The organism is Chryseobacterium wanjuense (genome assembly GCF_900111495.1).
GTDB lineage: Bacteria > Bacteroidota > Bacteroidia > Flavobacteriales > Weeksellaceae > Chryseobacterium > Chryseobacterium wanjuense.
On the sequence record NZ_FOIU01000003.1, the window covers coordinates 266,301 to 283,676 of the forward strand.

Annotated in this window: 9 protein-coding genes; all 9 read right to left on the bottom strand. The window is 35.9% G+C overall.

What is annotated here, in order from left to right; translation table 11 throughout:
* Positions 1–147: 147 nt before the first annotated feature.
* Entirely contained in the window at positions 148–783 is a 636-nt protein-coding gene (locus BMX24_RS17685; protein WP_139176888.1) for a hypothetical protein, read from the bottom strand.
* Positions 765–4,403: a DUF6443 domain-containing protein gene (locus BMX24_RS17690; RefSeq protein WP_089795139.1), complete on the bottom strand. Its 3,639-nt coding sequence runs from the start codon at positions 4,401–4,403 to the stop codon at positions 765–767. Before BMX24_RS17690 ends, BMX24_RS17685 begins: the two co-directional genes overlap by 19 nt.
* A gap of 10 nt (positions 4,404–4,413) precedes the next feature.
* Positions 4,414–7,947 carry a DUF5977 domain-containing protein gene (locus tag BMX24_RS17695; RefSeq protein ID WP_089795141.1) on the bottom strand — a complete coding sequence of 1,178 codons (3,534 nt, stop codon included), beginning with the start codon at positions 7,945–7,947 and terminating at the stop codon, positions 4,414–4,416.
* Between the two features lie 9 nt (positions 7,948–7,956).
* Positions 7,957–9,585 carry a T9SS type A sorting domain-containing protein gene (locus BMX24_RS17700; RefSeq protein WP_089795143.1) on the bottom strand — a complete coding sequence of 543 codons (1,629 nt, stop codon included), beginning with the start codon at positions 9,583–9,585 and terminating at the stop codon, positions 7,957–7,959.
* 321 nt (positions 9,586–9,906) lie between these two features.
* Positions 9,907–10,257 carry an immunity 51 family protein gene (locus BMX24_RS17705; RefSeq protein ID WP_089795145.1) on the bottom strand — a complete coding sequence of 117 codons (351 nt, stop codon included), beginning with the start codon at positions 10,255–10,257 and terminating at the stop codon, positions 9,907–9,909.
* Positions 10,258–10,351: 94 nt separating this feature from the next.
* Positions 10,352–10,780 (bottom strand): hypothetical protein, encoded by a 429-nt coding sequence (locus tag BMX24_RS17710; protein WP_089795146.1) that lies wholly within the window; start codon positions 10,778–10,780, stop codon positions 10,352–10,354.
* A gap of 79 nt (positions 10,781–10,859) precedes the next feature.
* On the bottom strand, positions 10,860–11,279 hold the full coding sequence (locus BMX24_RS17715) for a hypothetical protein (protein ID WP_089795148.1): 420 nt from the start codon (positions 11,277–11,279) through the stop codon (positions 10,860–10,862).
* On the bottom strand, positions 11,279–16,030 hold the full coding sequence (locus tag BMX24_RS17720) for an RHS repeat-associated core domain-containing protein (protein ID WP_139176890.1): 4,752 nt from the start codon (positions 16,028–16,030) through the stop codon (positions 11,279–11,281). Before BMX24_RS17720 ends, BMX24_RS17715 begins: the two co-directional genes overlap by 1 nt.
* Positions 16,031–16,104: 74 nt before the next feature.
* Entirely contained in the window at positions 16,105–17,364 is a 1,260-nt protein-coding gene (locus BMX24_RS17725) for a tetratricopeptide repeat protein (RefSeq protein WP_089795150.1), read from the bottom strand.
* Positions 17,365–17,376: the final 12 nt, after the last annotated feature.

Here is a 17,376-nt window from a genome sequence, read left to right on the forward strand (position 1 = left end):
ATCATTCAAAAAATATATGCTAAGCAACAAGTTTAAAGGTTTTTTTTAATAAAAATGTGTCTGTGCTATAATACAAAACCCACCTCTTTGCGGTGGGTTTTGTTTATCTACCAATACAAGCGGAGCCAACCAGAGGAATATTAAAAGTTAATACAAAGCAAGAATTTCTTTAAGATATTCCTCAACAATACCCTCATTGTCTGCAAATATATAGGGTATATTTGATTCGCTTGATGGGTCATAAAGTGTTATTTCAGAAGACTTAACTCTAAATAAATACATCGGTTTTTTAGCAATTAATTTTTGTTTTAAAAACAAAGACATCATTTGTGTGTTCTTATCAATATACAATGAATCTACTTGTACTGGATCTTGATCCATAAAATATACATTTCGTACTTTATAGTTATAGCGAATCGAGTAATTGCCTATGCGAGTAGGATTATATTTGTTTTTCTTGAACCATGATAAAAACATTTGGTCGTTCTCTCCAACAAAATAGGTCATTTGTATGGTGTCATTTTTCATTGCTGTCAACCCTAACCCACTATAAGGAGCAATGGTAGCTTCTTCTTTAAGATTTCCTTTCGTATCAAAAAGCTGAATTGAAGGCGCTCCTTCATCAGTAGTAAATCTAACACGTACTATATCTGTTTTGCCCGCACTTATTTGATAAGAAAATCCGGTGCCTCCCAATTTATCGAAATCAGGATGTCCACATGCTATAATAGATAGCAATAATGGTAAAAGCAGACAGACATTTTTTATTTTCGATCTCCCCATATTATTTTGCTTTTTTTGATTATTCCTTCAGCTGTCGTTACATTTTCATAGCCCAAACGCTGAAATAAATTTGAATTAAAGTCTTCTCCATAAGTTGGAAAGCCTGCTTTTTGGGCTTCACTTTTCCAGTGTGAATTGTTAAATATAAGCCCCATTTTACTATTACCCGATATGTTAAACCCTCCTGCATTCAGCATGAAATCCATTTTATTTTGTCCTGTTATTGCAGCCGCTCTGCCTGCTGCAAAATTTCCAACATCTCTAGCTGAAACGTATACCCCGTCTGCTATTTGTGAACCGGCATATAACCCGCCACCATTTTGCGTCTTATAATCATATTTATCCCCATTTCCACCATTAAGAGCATAATTCTGTCTTGTAGCGAATCCTATCCCGAAATTGTTTTCAAGGTCTTTAGAAATTTCACTACTAAAGTTTTTCAGCCACTCTCTTGCTTGGTAAGAGCCAAAATTTATTTTACCTGCCGGTGCTCCATTCCCATCAAACTGAGTAAATGAATTCCAAACAAGTGTTCTTCCCATTCTTTCCCCACCTCCCGAAGTATTATCTTTTGAGTAGTTTTGATTAAGTTCCTGTTGGGTTTCTTTAGCATTACCATCATGACGATAAACCCCTAAATCTCCATCCTTATAAACTGCAACAACATTTCCAAATTTATCTGTATGGGTACTTTCGGTACCACGCCCATCTGGATCAATAAATCTCAAAGGATTGTCCATTACATAGTTATAAGGTGACCATTTTCTGTATTGCTCAGCCAGAGGATCCACAACACCCCACCTTCCAATGTCTGCCATGTAAAATCTCGCCCCATAATCATACATTCCAGTCTCTTGGAGTTCCTTGCCATTGTACTTATAGTTCTTATAACTTCCCGGGCCAAACATTGCACTTCCTGTTCCAAAATGATTCATTCCGAAAGGATAAAAATCATTATTGTCCATCACTTCCAATACTCCTGCATTGGTTCTTGTAAAGCTTACTCTTACATTTCCTAAGTGATCTTGATACTGGTAAATATACAGATCTTTTTTATAATCATAAAATCCTTCTGTCGTAGGGAAAAACTGCAGATCAGGTGTTTTGGCTCCTAAGGTTGTTAGTGTATTTGTCATATTTAAGTTTTCCACAGAATACGCCTGTATTTCCATTGCTCTTGAAGAGTTTTCAGAAAAACTACGCATCTCAGGATCTCCGCCACCCCCGGAGCCCGAGGTTACATTTGACAGATATTGGAAGCCGTCCAGATAATCTGTAACGTCTATAAAGGTATTACAGTTGATAATTCCACATTCTGTTCTTGGGGATTTCTTCTGAAGCTTAATTCCTCCCGCATTGTACAGATAATCGATGCCTATTGATGCTCCTGTATATTCTATTTTTTTAGGAAGATTCAGGAAGTTATAGGTGATTTTATTGATATTCTTATCGGGCATTATATCCATATTCCCGTTCACATCATAATGGATGGTACCGCCACCACCTTCATATCCTGAAGTATTCTGGGAATGATCATTGATCCTTGCTACTTGGTTTCCGGAATCATAAATATATTCCAGATTATCAATCATAGTGGCCGTTGTATTTCCAAATTCGGGAATAGAAGTTCTGTAAAGACTTGTTATATTTCCGTTCAAATCATAAGATAAAGACTCTGTACTTTCTTTATTGTATGGATTATTCGGATTTTGATAGTAGCCCGCGGTAAGTCTGTTCTGCTTATCATACACATAGCCGTATCTCTTCGGTGTCAATGAAGAATTGAATTCAGAAGTCCTCCAGTCTACCTCGGCTATATTCCCGTTGTATCTCGGAACAACATTTTTCCCTGGAAACTGTGCCGAATCCGGATTATCGATTCCATCTTTTTGGGTGTACTTGATTTTATAGGAGAACAACTTTCCTCCCAAATCAGACATACTCATCTGGTCTTTATTAATATCCGTCAGCCACCCACGAATATTATAATTGTAATCTATACTCTGAAGATTGTTTCCAACCTTTTTATTAGTTAGTTGCGACAATTCATTATAAGAATTCTCTGCCAGAAGCTCTTCCGGTTTACTATCTACCTGGTGATAATGCTGCAGCAACCTGTTCTGGGTATCATACACAAAACGTTCTTTTACAGTTACTCCAATTTCTCCTTGTTTTCTTAGATGATAAGTATTGGTGTTCAGCGGAACTCCGGCAAAATCCAGTTTAGATTCCGTTTTGGTATATCCACCCAAATGGTTGATGGAATATGTTCCGATAACTCTTCCTTTTTTGTCGTAATAGCTGTAGTTTTTTGTCCAGTTATCATCTTCAATGTTTTTAACCAAACTCATTACAGGAAGGCTTTTGGTACTTAATCCTTCCGTTGTGGGTGTTTCGGTCAATGTTGGTTCTCCTAAAATACTTGTAGGAAAAGTGGGATTAAAACTATATCCGGGATAAGAGTCATAATAGTTTAAGGACAATAAAGTGATCCAATTGGAAGAATTAGGATAACTTCCATCAGGATTATTATAATATACATCAATTCCCTGTCTGTTAAAAAAAGGAGTATTGATTCTGGTAACATTATTTGATCCAAAGCTGTCAACCGTAACCTGCTCCACACTTCTCTGGTATCCTGTTCCAATTCCCGTAATGGCAACTCTTCCAAACTGATCATACTTCGTATACAGCCACTGTCCTTTATTTTTCAATTCTGTATCCTGAGTAGCCACTAATCGATCCTGCTTGTCATACAGCATATATTCCCAGCCTTTACCGGGAAGCTTCTTTTCAACCAGCCTGTTTCTCCCGTCGTAACGGTACTGGTAGCATAATTCATCATGCTTTACAGTATTGGGAACAATATCTCCACGAATACTTGCCAATGGTGGAATGACAAATGCTAGTTGATCATATTCATTATAAACATAATAAGTATCGGCATTCTCCGTATCATTGACTACTTTCCGAACCATGACAACCTGACCTTTACCATTTTTAAATTCAATGGTTTTATTTCCGTCTTCATCGATTACCGTATTTTTGTACAATTGTGCATCTGTATATAGCCAGTTTTCTCCCAAAACAGATTTTGTTGCGCCATTTTCCCAAGTCGTAACAGTGGTAAATTTTCGTACATTATCTGCCACTGTATTGGCATCATATCCAAATTGAACGGGTTTATTCGACCAATCGTTTCCTACTTGTTTCTGGCTTAAAATACGATCCAGTGGAGAGTTTTCCAATAGTTTTTCCGCATAGATCTTTTCTGTTCCATAAGGTGTATTGGGTGCATTGGATAAGGGATTAGGAACAATAGCTCCGTTCAAGGTAGATGACTGGGGAACAGGAAGATAATCCTTTACCTGTCTCCCGAATCCGTCATATTCGATATGGGTTACCACATCCTTTCCTTGTGGGGATGCTTTGACATTGACTACCTGTTTAGGTCTTCCCAAACCATCAAAATATTGTACGGTTTCTGAAGTTTTAGGGTTTGAGAGTGTGGGGTCGGAGAGATATGTCTTTGTATAAACGTAATTTTCGGTCGGGCTTAATTGTGCTTGGACTAAACCTGCTACAAATAAAGCACTCACCGGGATAAGTATTTTTTTCATGATCTGTTTTTTATTTATCGTATTCAAAATTTAACGTTGTAGAACCTGAAGGATTACTACTGCTTGTAGACATTAGCGTTACACCTCCACTTGGTGATATTGATACATTCCACGAGCCATTGGTTGTGGATACACTAATGCTTTTGTAAGAATTAGGTCGACATAAGGTATCTAAAGTTCCGATTAAAACGCCATTAGACCAATTTGGAGCAGCCCCACCACTAGAGTTAGTTAATGGAAGACTCAAAATTGCCTTAATATGATTGGTTGAAATTTCCTGGAATGAAGAATAATATATGTCAGCAAGATATGTAGGCGTTATTGTACAAACGTATGGAGTACAATTAAAGTGTGAATTGACATAATTTTGACCATTAGTATTAATATCATTTTGAGCTTTCTGATCAGCATCTGCCTGACTTATTGTAGATGAGTATTTACCGATAGACACAGTATATGTACCTGATGCTGGAAGAGTTCCAGGAGCACAATTATTAGTCATAAAAGCTTGTTGTTTTTCATTATTGTAATAAATAACTGGGGCGTAATTATATTTATACTCTTTTACTGTTTTATTTTCAATATCTGAAACTTTTTCTAATCTGTTGGCTGTATCATATTTATAACCTTCCTTATTTCCCGATGCAGATGTAATGCTTTTAACACCAATAAGAGGAGTATGAGTGTATGTCGTTATAGTAAAATCTTTTAACGCTGGTTTATTTCTAAAATCGTTGAGTTTTGAAATTAGCTCAGACTCAGTAGTATCATCAAAATGTAAATCAGATTTCTTAACAATGTCTAAATCCAAGTAAGCATTATTATCATTTGTATTCAAACCAAAAGCCTGTATAATCTGAGTGTAATTAGCTCCTTCGATTTTTGCTATCGGCTGGCTTTGTCTGTACCCCCAAATAACCGTTACGGGGATATTATTTTTTGTTGTGTATTGTAATAAATTACCTTTAGAGTCATATTTATCATAAGTAACTTCTGTTCCCATTAAGTTTGTACTCAGGTCATATGACAACTCAGAACTTGGAAATATATTGGAAGTGTTCTCATATTTAACTTCTTGTTTGCTTAATGTCTTTCCATTCTTCTTCTTTTCTACTTCAACAGGTTTATCTAAAATATTAACATCAATTAATTTCTGTATAGATTTGTCTTTGGCATTTCTATAGTACTCTTCAGTGGTATCTCCGCTTGAGACAGTTTTTTTATAAGTTAATCTTGTATCATCATAACTGTAAAAATTTTCTTCCTTTATATTGTTGCCTGAAAAGAAATCTTCTTTGGTATTAGAGCTGGTGTTGTTAAAGTATCTCAATAAATAGTTTGAAGCGGTATAGTTATGTGTAGCATCGTGAGTATAGTTATCATAGGAGGTAAATACCTTTTGAACCTTTAAAGAATCTTTTACCTGATAATTGTATGAATATTTTATTTTTTTTATTGGATCAATAATACCTTCCTTGTAATAATTTTCAACTGTAGGTTTTCCTCTTCTTTCATCGAAAGACTGAACATATGAACTTGGAAATTTTAGGAATTTTAAAAAGTTTCTTGTTCCTTGATCAGTGAAGTTATAATCAGAGGTCATAAATTTGTCTGGATAATCATTGAAATTACTATACTTTCTTTCTACATAACCTTTCCCAGCAACCTCTTCAATAATTCTTGAATAACCTACAATGGCGTCAGTACTAAAACCTATTCCTGAAGAAATTTCAGTATGTGCTGAATTTGCAGGAGTTTTAATAAAATTAATTTGTCCTGACGATTTATTATCCTCGTTGACATATTTATAGTTAATTTCTTTGCTCACAATATTCTGTGAATCATATAATTTCATCTTGCTAATTCTAGTACTTCCAAGTATATACTTCTCTCCTTCATATATAAAATCATCATTTTCATAACTCAATTCTACAGAACCTCCAGTCGGATAAATCAATCTTTTTAGTAATCCTAGCTTGGAAATAGTTTTTGCGGATCTATCCACACCAGATGTCGTTGCATATGTTCCTTTATTTATTAATTGAAAAGGCAAAAGTTGATCCCTTACAAGATCTGGATAAAAATAAATTTTAGTTCCTGGATAATAATTGTACTGATCTTCATGAAAATTATCTTTTGAAAAGACAATATCTGAGTCATTGTTATTATAATATCCTAAAAAGTCAACTTTTGAAGAATTTCTAGGAGGAAAACTGTTGGCATCATAGTAGAATCTATAAGTTCCTAGACTAGAATCTGTAATCGAGTTTAATTTCAACCGTTTGCATTCATAATCCCCAGAAGAGCAATTTACAGAATTAAAATAATCGTAACTGAAATCCGTTTGTTTAATGATAGTACCATTTTTATTTTTTACCTGGATATTTGTCAATCCATTTCCTGGATAATCAATTCTGTTAAAAGAATATTGAAAGTCAACAACTTCTTCATCTGTTGTTATTTTTTTTATTCTTTTTGGATATAGTTGAGAGGTAGTAACTTTATTAAAAACAGCGGGATATACAAAATTAGAACCCATCCTTCCTAATTCATAATTATAGGACATAGGATAATTTCCAAAATTAACATCTCCTAAGGTCGTCAAAGATGGATGTTCATAATTATTTGTGTAACTTTCATATTCAAAATTCATTTCTCTTCCAGAATATGGATCTTTAATCTTTGTTAGGTACCAATTGTTTATCTGAAAAGCATCATGACTTATTATAGTTTGTGGATATTCTCTCAATCTAGCTGATTCAAAATCATTAAATGTATATATATATCCATTTTCACCTATAATTTCAAATTCATCAACTTGATAATAAACACCGGCTCTCCCTTTGTTACCAAAACCGGTACTCTCAAAGCCTGCACAATTTATTCTAGGTATAAGATTTAATGTATTATTAAGTTTGGCATTAGTAGAATTAAAAAAATTGGCCTTAAATTGCGTATCATTAATTTTTGTTAAATAAAATTTATCATTAAAACCAGGGGCATTAATATAATAAAAATCGGGTGCTGCATCTACAAAGAAATCATCATTTGCTCCAATTTTAGTGTTAATACAAAGTCCATAGTTATTATTATTTACTAGCATAGAATATTCCTTTGTCAAATATCCCTTTGATTGTCTATACCATTCTAGTGATAGTTCAGGTTCAAAAGTTGCAGTTGTGTAATAAGTATATGACTCCGTAAAGTCATTCATGTCATTGACTTTTACAGTAAGATTCCCGCCTGCATTTAAGCTCCAGCCTAAACCAACTGATGTTGCAATATCAGCAACTTTATTTCCTTTAGTATTATAAGAAAGCCCTAGAGGTAATTTAATTTTTCCGAAATTAATATTATATATCGGAATAGATATATCTGTCTTTCCTATATAACCCAATGATGGAAAATCACTATACTTCATTAAGCTTGCTACTTCCGGTGTAGCAACACTTTGCATTTGTTTATCAAGTAAATTTATCTGTCCCTTATATATTGTTCCTATCAATAAAGGCAAGAACAGAAACATTTTATATTTAATTCTCATTTTTGTATTCTATTTCTTTATAAGTTTAGCATTCGCCGTTTTATTTGTATCAGTTTTTATAGTGATGAGATAAGCTCCCTGAATCAAATTCTGAGTATTCATTTTCGTTACCTTATTCTTGGTTTTCAAACTTTGCAATTGTCTTCCCGACATATCATACATCAAAATATCAGCTTCTTTAAAATCAAATTCGATTTCCACATAAGCATAATCTGATACTGGATTCGGATAGATCTTAATATCCTGTTTTTCAATCAACTGATCAATCTGCTTATCTCCCAATTTTACAATCTTCCAGTTTTCTTTTCCTAATTCCTCTGCACTGGTTCCTGCAAGGATGATCGAACCGTCTCTGTTTAATTTTATATCAGACAATCTTTCCTCCTTCTTTCTCGATTCTCCCTTTACATGTTTTCTCCACTGCTCATTACCATTTTGATCAAGATATAACATCCAAAAAGTTTCATCGTCATTTTCAATCCTTCCTTCTGCCTGAGTATAGCCTCCTAACAAAATCCCTTTAGACTTCCCGCTTCCATCTTCCATCATCCCGCTTATCACACTCATTCCCATCAAAACATCCCTGTTTTTGAAATTGTAAGATTTCTGCCAGATTTCTTCTCCTCTTTCATCGAGGGAAATCAACCATAAGTCTGTTCCTTCTTCGATTCCTACAGATTTATTTCCAGACCTTTCCGATCTTGATTCTCCTCCGATTAAATATCCTGTTGATGTTAGAGCCAAGGTTCTCAAATGATCATCACCTTTTCCTCCAAAGTTCTTTTCCCATTCTACTTTTCCGTCTTTTGAAAGTTTAATGATCCAGTAATCGCCTTCACCGAAATTGTTGGTCGATTTTGGATAACGGGATGCGGGATTCGAGGTTTTACTGTCTGAACTTTGAACTTCTGAACCCGAACCACGAAACTCGGAACTCCTTGAATATATTCCCAATAAAGCGCCACCATCCTTTGTTGGAATCATTTTTTCAACTTCATCGAGTCCTTTTCCTCCTAAAACAAGTTGTGATAATTCTTTTCCGTTTTTATCAAGCCTTACAATGAGAACATCTTTCGATCCGTAACCCTTCATTTTAGAGTCCTGAGCGGAGACGAAGGATCCGGCCACAAAAAATCCGAAATCTGTGGTTTGAATAACAGCTCTTGCTTCTTCATCAGAAGCTCCGCCAATGGTTTTCTGCCACAATTCATCTCCAAATTCATTGAGTCTAATCAGCCAAAAGTCTGATCCTCCTTTGGATTCGTCTTTTTTATCCAATCCTTTTCCTGAATAAGAAGTTCCTGCCGCTAAAAATCCACCTTCCTGAGTAGCCACTGTTGCTGACAGGAAATCATGATTCTGCCCTGAGAAATATTTCTCCCAGACTTCTTCTCCTTGCTGGTTTAATTTTATAAAATGATAGTCATAACCGTTATTCTGCTTACTTCCAGCTCCCATCTTCTGGCCTCCAGCCTGAATCGAGCTTCCTGTAATGAGATATTGCTGATCGATGGTTGTGGTAACCTGACTTAAAAAATCTTGAGTCGAGGATTTAATGTCTTTCTGCCAGACTACTTCCTGAGCAGATGTACTCAGAATTGTGCACAAGAAAAGTGCACCTGTGTAGAATTTATTCATAACCCGTGTTTATTATGGTTAATAGTTTGTTTAAAATTTTTCGCAAAATTACCTTTTTTACTTCACTATAAAAAGATTTATTAATGACATTTAATGTGATAATTTGTCTTTTCTGTTAATGTAATGCAAAAATATAACTGCAAAGCGACAAAACTCGTCGTATTATTTTGTAAAAATCCTTCAATGAATTAATATGTAGGAAAGCCTTTTGGTAAAATGTTGTATTAAAATTTTCATCTTAAACTCTCAATTCAATACTATTACAAAAAAAAACTGGTGACCGAGAATTCGGTCACCAGTTTTTAATTATTTTAAAAAATTTTAATCCAATTCAGCTTTAGAAAATAAATCCTGGATCAGCATTTCGTCTTCACAAGCTTTTTTAAAGTCCAAGACAAACTCTTTCAGGCTTTCAGGATTTGAGGAATAGGCACAAAACATATCTGCTTCGGGATCGAATTTGATATCTCCTGACAAACCGGATTTTTTCTCGTTCAAAAAAACCTTTGCCAATGATGTCCAATCGTATCCGTTGCCTTCAAAACCTTCATTTTTTCGCCATTCGAAAATTTCGGGTTTGTAAGATCCTGCATTCAAACATACTGAAAAAGTTTTTTCTGAGGCTACCCAAAAAAAGGGTTTAATCGTTGTTTCAAAGTTGTAGGCTTCCATACTTTAATTGATTTTATTTTCCTTACTTAAAGATAATAAAATTCTTTTTTGGTCAACTTTTTATAACATATATTAACTTTTCCCTTCCGTTTTTTTAATCTACAAAGAGATCTTCAATTTCAAATTTTTCACTGATCTGGCAATAGATTTCCTTATCAGGATATTCTTTTTTAGCTTTAAAAACCAAAGAAATGACCGTCTCCGGAAGGAATCGGATTTCCGTAAGCTTCATTTGTTTTTCTAAATTTTTATAATCCTTTTCAACAGGTTGATAATTCGAATCCGTATAAGCTGAATCTATTAAATCTTTGGATATTTTGCTTTTTAACTCACCTAAGGTTTCGTTTGAAAATTTCCTGATCCATTTTTCAGAATCTGAGATCAATTCTGTAAAATCTTCCATCTGAGTGTATGAATCTTCAATATCAAATTCTACATTCACCCCGTTTTCGAGAAAATCATATTTCCCGATGACAACATTATATATTAATTTTAAATCTTTAAATGGTTTCAATCTATTCATTTTTTTCGTTCATCAGCATTTTATCTATAATTAATGATGAATGTGATTTTGGTATAAATTTTAAAGTAATCAAAAATGATTATTCTACAAATAAATCTTCTACCTGAAATTCATTATCAATCTGGCAATAAATATCCATATCGGGATATTCTTTTTTAGCCTTAAAAACTAAGGAAATAACCTGATCAGGGAAGAAACGAACATCAGTAAGTGTAAGTTCATTTTCCAGATCTTTGTAATCTTTTTCGGTTGGTTTGTAATCTGAGTCTGAATATGCCGAATCGGTAAGTTCTTTGGCTATTTTGGTTTTCAACTCATTCAGGTTTTCCTGTGTCAGGTTTTCGATCCAGTTGTTTGCATCTGAGATAAGTTCTGAAAAGTCGTCCATTTCAGTATCATCCTCTTCAAGGTCGAATTCTACATCCACTTCCCCATCGTAATAGTTGTATTTACCGGTTACTACATCGTCTTCCAGCTTTAAATTTTTGAATTTGTCCATTATTTATATTTTGTTCTTTTTCTTTTAAGAATATTGTATTTGTATGTTGTTGCATTACCTTTTGCATCAATTTCTGTCTGCAGTACAAACCTGTTGTCGAGCCTTTCCCATTTGTAGATTTTTCCTGTAGAAGAAGCCGTATACTCTGCCGTAACACCTTTTGCATGGACAAAATCACGGATCGCAGGCTGACAGCCGGGACGACATGGATTCAATTCTCCCGTCATTTTGAGGTGATCTCCGGGTTTTACCATTCCGTCTATATCTTTCAGGAATTTTCTTTCCGTATGGGTAAGCAAGGCTTCCTGCTGATTCAGTCTTCCGCCACCTTTTTCTCCTCCGCTGATATACTCATCCGAAAAAATAGTTTTTCCTCCTCTCACAAGTTCCGCATCCAGGTCATGATGCTCGAGCCCAAAAACGTCCGTATATTTATTAGGATCTACGACGTACCCGTAAAAATTCGGGAGACCGCCCTTCAAACCAATAGGATCCTGACTTATATAATTTCCGCTTTTAACGTCATAATATCTGAATCTGTTGTAGCAAAGCTCTGTTTCTTCATCATAATATTGTCCCTGGTAGCGGAAAGGCATAAAATTATTCTCTCCTTTTTCTTTTTTGATATCACCATAAATACTGAGCTCCCGTTCCCAGATCAACACCCCGTTTTCATCAAAACCCTGAATAGGATTTCCGATATAATCTGAGATGATCGTATATTTTTTATCATTAAAAATTTTAGCTCTTGGAACAAAAGAATCTGCCTCATACACCCATGTCACCACATTATCTGTGGGTTCTTTCTGAATAATCACTTTTCCTTCATCATCTACAAAAGTTTTTGGTTCTTCTTTAATATCATAACTCCATTCGTGTAAAAGAATATTTCCGTCCCAAATATAACGAGTTATTTTTTTGTTTCCAATTTTTGAAATTCGTCTGCCGATCGCATCATATTCAAAACTTATTTCTTTTCCGTCCGGTCGCTTTACTTTTGCAAGCATTCCGTTAGCATTCCAGAAATAAGCCCAGTCTCCGGATTCCCATTCCGGATCTTGAATTTCGGAAGGAGTATTTTCATAAACATCCGGCAAATGATCTACTTCCTGCAGTTTCGGCTTCATCAACCATTCAGCGGCAATGGATCTGTAATAAGGATGAGAATTGTTTTCTTCTTCTTTTTGATTTGGTTTAATATTATTAATCGATCTTTTGCTTTTTAACAATAAATTTCCTTCATTGTCGTAATGGTAGAACCAGTTTTTGTCACGCATCAGCTTTCCGCCTTTGTCGTAAACACGGTCGTTTTGTCTTGCACTTTCATACAAACAGCCTATTTCATCAGGATTTTTGTACTGAATTTCTCCATTGGAATATTCTGCAGCTACCAGGCTTCCAAAAGCATCATAATCAAATCTTGTCCTGCTGCCCATCACTCTGTCTAAAACCTGCAGCAACCGACTACCTGAAGCCCAATGATAGTCTTTATGGAAAGCTGTACCGGTTTTATTAACCATTACTTTCTGGCTGACCGGCATTCCGGTATGGTCGCACTCGAAAATACTTTCAATGCCACCTGTCATTTCACGGGAAAATAACTGTCCGTTTCTGCTGATATCAAGATTCATCTGCCAAGGCTGGTGAATTCCTTTTGTTATGGCTTTTACATAATTAAGCTGTCCAAGATCGTTGTAAGAATAGTCGATTTCTGCTCCCAAACTGCTTTTTAAACCTACAAGATTTCCTAAATCATCATATTCATAATTAATAGAATGATCGCCTTGCTTTTCAGCGGTTACAAACCCAGATTTATTTCTCTGGAAACTTACGCTGCTGATTTCATTATCAGCTTTAATGAGCATTCCGTAAGTATCATACTGATAGGCTTCCCAGGTTCCGTCCGGATAATGGGTCTGGGTAAGTCTTCCGGCAAGATCATATTCATAAAAGATATCTTTTCCATTCTGAGTACGGCTTTGGGTAACCATTCCGTCTTTATTTCTTACAAAAAACTTTTGCTGGCCATCAAATCCCGTTTCACCGATAATATTGCCATTATTATCTCTTTCAAAATAATAAATTTCTCCTTTTTGATTGGTAATACTCATCAGATTTTCATAAGCATCATACCCGAAAACCAGGGTTTCCTCTTTTTTATAAGTTAAGGCATTTCTCCGAACCTGGCGCTTCAGGCTTCCCATCGGGGTGTAGCTCATCAGCCATTCTGCTTTTCCATCGGTTGCATAAACCGGAAGGTCATAGGCGTCATAGCGAAGTTTCAATGGCAATTGTCCCTGTTCGTTTACTTCGGTTATTCTTCCCATTTTATCCCTGTTCCAGACTGTCCTGTTTAAAGGTTGCTTACTGAAAGCCAATAGTCTTCCGTAGTCATCGTATTTCCAGTACTGTTCGGTGCCGATACTGCTGGTCAGTTTTGTGATCTGTAACCTTTGATTATACTCATAATGTGTAGTAACATTCTGTTTTGAAGCACTTTTTGCAAGTCTTTCATTTTCATTATACTCGTAAGCTACCATTTCTCCGTTGGGATCGGTATAATTTGTAATTCTCCCCATTTCATCATAACTCCAGCTTTCCGAAGTTCCTGATGGTGAAAAACGGGCAATTATCTGCCCCAGCTCATTATGTTGATAATGATATTCTTCTCCGTCCGGGGTATGAAAAGTTTTAATATTTCCCATTTCATCATAAGTATAGCCCTGAACTCTTCCTTCCGGGGTTCCTATCATTTTCAATTCGTTGTGGGAAGTATAATCGAACCAGGTTTCACCGCCTTCGCCGTCAATTTGCTTATAAACCAAAAGATCTTCATCATAATAATATCTTTCGGTTTTATTATTTTGTTTCGGATAAATGACTTCAGTGTAGCCTTCCTCTTCATTATACTTTAAAAAACCTTCCATAAAGCCTTCCAGACCTTTGGTATGAACTACCCTGTCTTTTTTGTCATATTCCCAATGATAGCTCATTTCGTTTCTGTTGGTTCTTTTGATCACCCTGTTTTGATCATCATATTCAAAAACGATTGCTTTTTTGTGAATATCCCAGACATGAGTAAGATTTCCACGTTCATCATAATTGTAACGAACCTGAAGATCTCTTTTATTTTTATAGCAATAATATACTTCCGAAACTTTTTTAAGCTCAGGATGAAGCACGGTTTCTATGCTGAAACCACTTTTAACATCTTTAATATTTTTTAAAACAATATTTCGACCCTGATATTCGTATTCCCTGATCGTGCCGTCTCCGTATTCAATTTGAATTACTTTAAAAATACTGCCTTCCGTGATATGATGAAAACGCTTATAGGTATAAATATCCGTTCCTTTTCTGATGATCCAGATACTACTATTCGGACGATACTGCCAGATTTTCTGACTTCTGTAATAGGTTAACTCCTCACCAACCGGCGGAACGGGAATTGGCATCGGCTGCAACTCTTCAGGATGAACCCACACTGCCACCTCATCTTCCTCATCCGGAACGATATACAAATCGTGTGCATTGAAAATTCCGTTTCCTAACATTCCGTGCTGATAAGGCCTGTCGCTGTACCAAACATTTGTCCATTGAAGGGAAGTTCCGGCTTCAATCTCAAAATCGTCCCACTCAAACAACATGGCTCCGGAAGCGAAATTCACAGGTTCCAGACCCACTTTACATAAAACTCGTGAAACAGGATTCGTTTTCCCGAATTTTCCCTGTAAAAAGTGATTAAACTTTGTAACCCCTTTTCCTAAACTTTTCGTTAAGCCTCTCATTAAAGCCATTCCTGCAAAACGCATCAGCATTTCGCCCGGCGTGTACACGTGAGGAACAAAAGCTCCACCCACCAAAACAGGACCTCCCGTATTGATCTGAATATATAAACTTGAAAAATTATTATAAAAAGCAAAATAAGCCAACGGATTTTTCTTCGGTTTGTTTGGCATTGCAGGAAGCATGGTCATCCCAAAAGGCAGCCCCATACAAGTCAGAACCTGCTGTGGCTGATTTCCGCTCATTTTACTTCCCTGTCCCAAAACGGTTTGCGCACCATAATATACTTCGCCTTCATGTGGAGCTTCCTGTGGAAAAGGAATCATATAAACAGGAATCAAAGAAGTGACGTGCTTGAAAGGAATGACAACGCCCATCACACTTGTGGTAGTGGTCGCTTTATGTCTTCCGTGAACATATATTGAACCTCCCATCGGAATACTTTCCGGAAGGTCTGGTTTTAAATTTCTTATAAATTGCGGAACCGGAATGCTGAATTTGATATAATCCATCACATCAAAAACGATCCCGATAAAAGGGTGTGGCAACGGCAGCGGAATCAGCATAAATGACGGCGGCGGCGGAATCAGAGTCCAGTGGATATCGATCGCCAGTACAATATCAAAATGTTTGCTCGTATGCTGAATGGCGGTTGGAGAAATAGCCGGTGTATTAACCTTGATTAATTTAACCTTACTTTGCGGTGCCGTATTTTCTGCAGATACGGAAGTTCCGCCTCCACCTCCTCCGCTCGATTTTGATTCTCCGCCGTCTCCTCCAGCTACGGATTTTACCATTGAAACAGGATTTAGGGAGTCGAAATTATTTTTCATTCCGTTTTTCCAGCCTTGAGTTGTTTTTTCTTTACTGAACGAAGTAACATCCGCGGAAACACTCAGCGACCTGTCCGGATTCATATCTGGCTTTGCAACCTTTATTTTTTTTATTTTATTTTGATCTGCCATGATATTTTAGTTTGAGATTTGGTGTGTTACATTTTTAATGCAAATTTTCTTTGAACCATTAAGATTTTTCAGATTTAACTATATTTTGGCTTTTCAACACTTACTTTCCAGTCATCCCCAAAATAATTTTTCATTTCGTTATCTAATACTGTTTTTTTGTCGTTGTCTCCTTCATATTTAATAAAAAGCATGGATGCTACAAATTTCAGACTGCTTGATTCCCTTGTGGAAGGCTCCATTAGTTTTGCTATATCCATACATTTTTCGAAATACTCGATCATTTTATCTTTTGTAAGAACCGTATCATTCAATGTTCCGATAATTTTGTAACATTCGATGGCCATTGCATATTCTCCAATTTTCTGTGCAACTTCAGCCGCTTTTTCGAATGCTTTTTCCGCCCTTGATTTTTTTGAATTTCCTAATAAATAACTCCCGTAATTCATATACATCTGAACTTCCAACGGAGTATCCGGTTCTACCTCTTCAAATATGGTTCGATAGGTATCTTCTGCTCTTTCCTTCTTCTTATCGGCGATGTAAGCCTGCGTCAGCATGAAGTAGGCAGAGATTTCGCCTTGTTTGTTTTTTTGTTCTTTGGCTAATTTTACGGCCGTTTTTAAGGCAAATTCGGCTTCCTTGAACCTTCCTTTGCTTAAATGATTGCTTGCCGTAAGAATCTGCTGCTGAAAATCCGTATCTGCACTATTTTTCTTTCGATTCGTATGCGCAGCGGTGTTCTGCATCAGCTGATGAATATCCACTTCAACCCTGAAGCTGTGAGCCGAAGCATTTTCCGGTAAAGTTTTATAGCTATGATGCTCTGCCCAAACCAGTTTGATGTCCTGATTTCCTGATTTTTCGCAGATTTCGCACCATTCTTTTACCCAGATGGACAATTCTTTACTGTCATTAATTCTGACCGGAGCGATGTATAAAAAGATCTTCGAATTCTGAATATTAGGAAAATTCTTTTTTAATTCCAATAAAGGAAAAAATGCTTTGTAGGCATCTGTTTTAAACTTTTCATCGGAAATATTCAATTCCCATTGCGGAATATTTTTTTCGCTTTTTTCGAGCATTTCATAATATTCTTTCCATTCATCAAATAATGCCTGTCCGAAAGAATCCATCCCGTTAAATTCCTGATAATGAACTAAAAAAACATCCTCACCGTCGTAATCTTCAGACAATCTTGATTTTATAAATCCGTCAAAAAGATCGGTCTCATGCTTTTCTCCCAAACAGATCAACATCGGCTTTTCCCCGTTTTTGGAAACGACGTTCTGCCACTGTCTTTTTAATTTTACCAACTCCAGATCTACAGGATTCATCAGTTTTTTTTA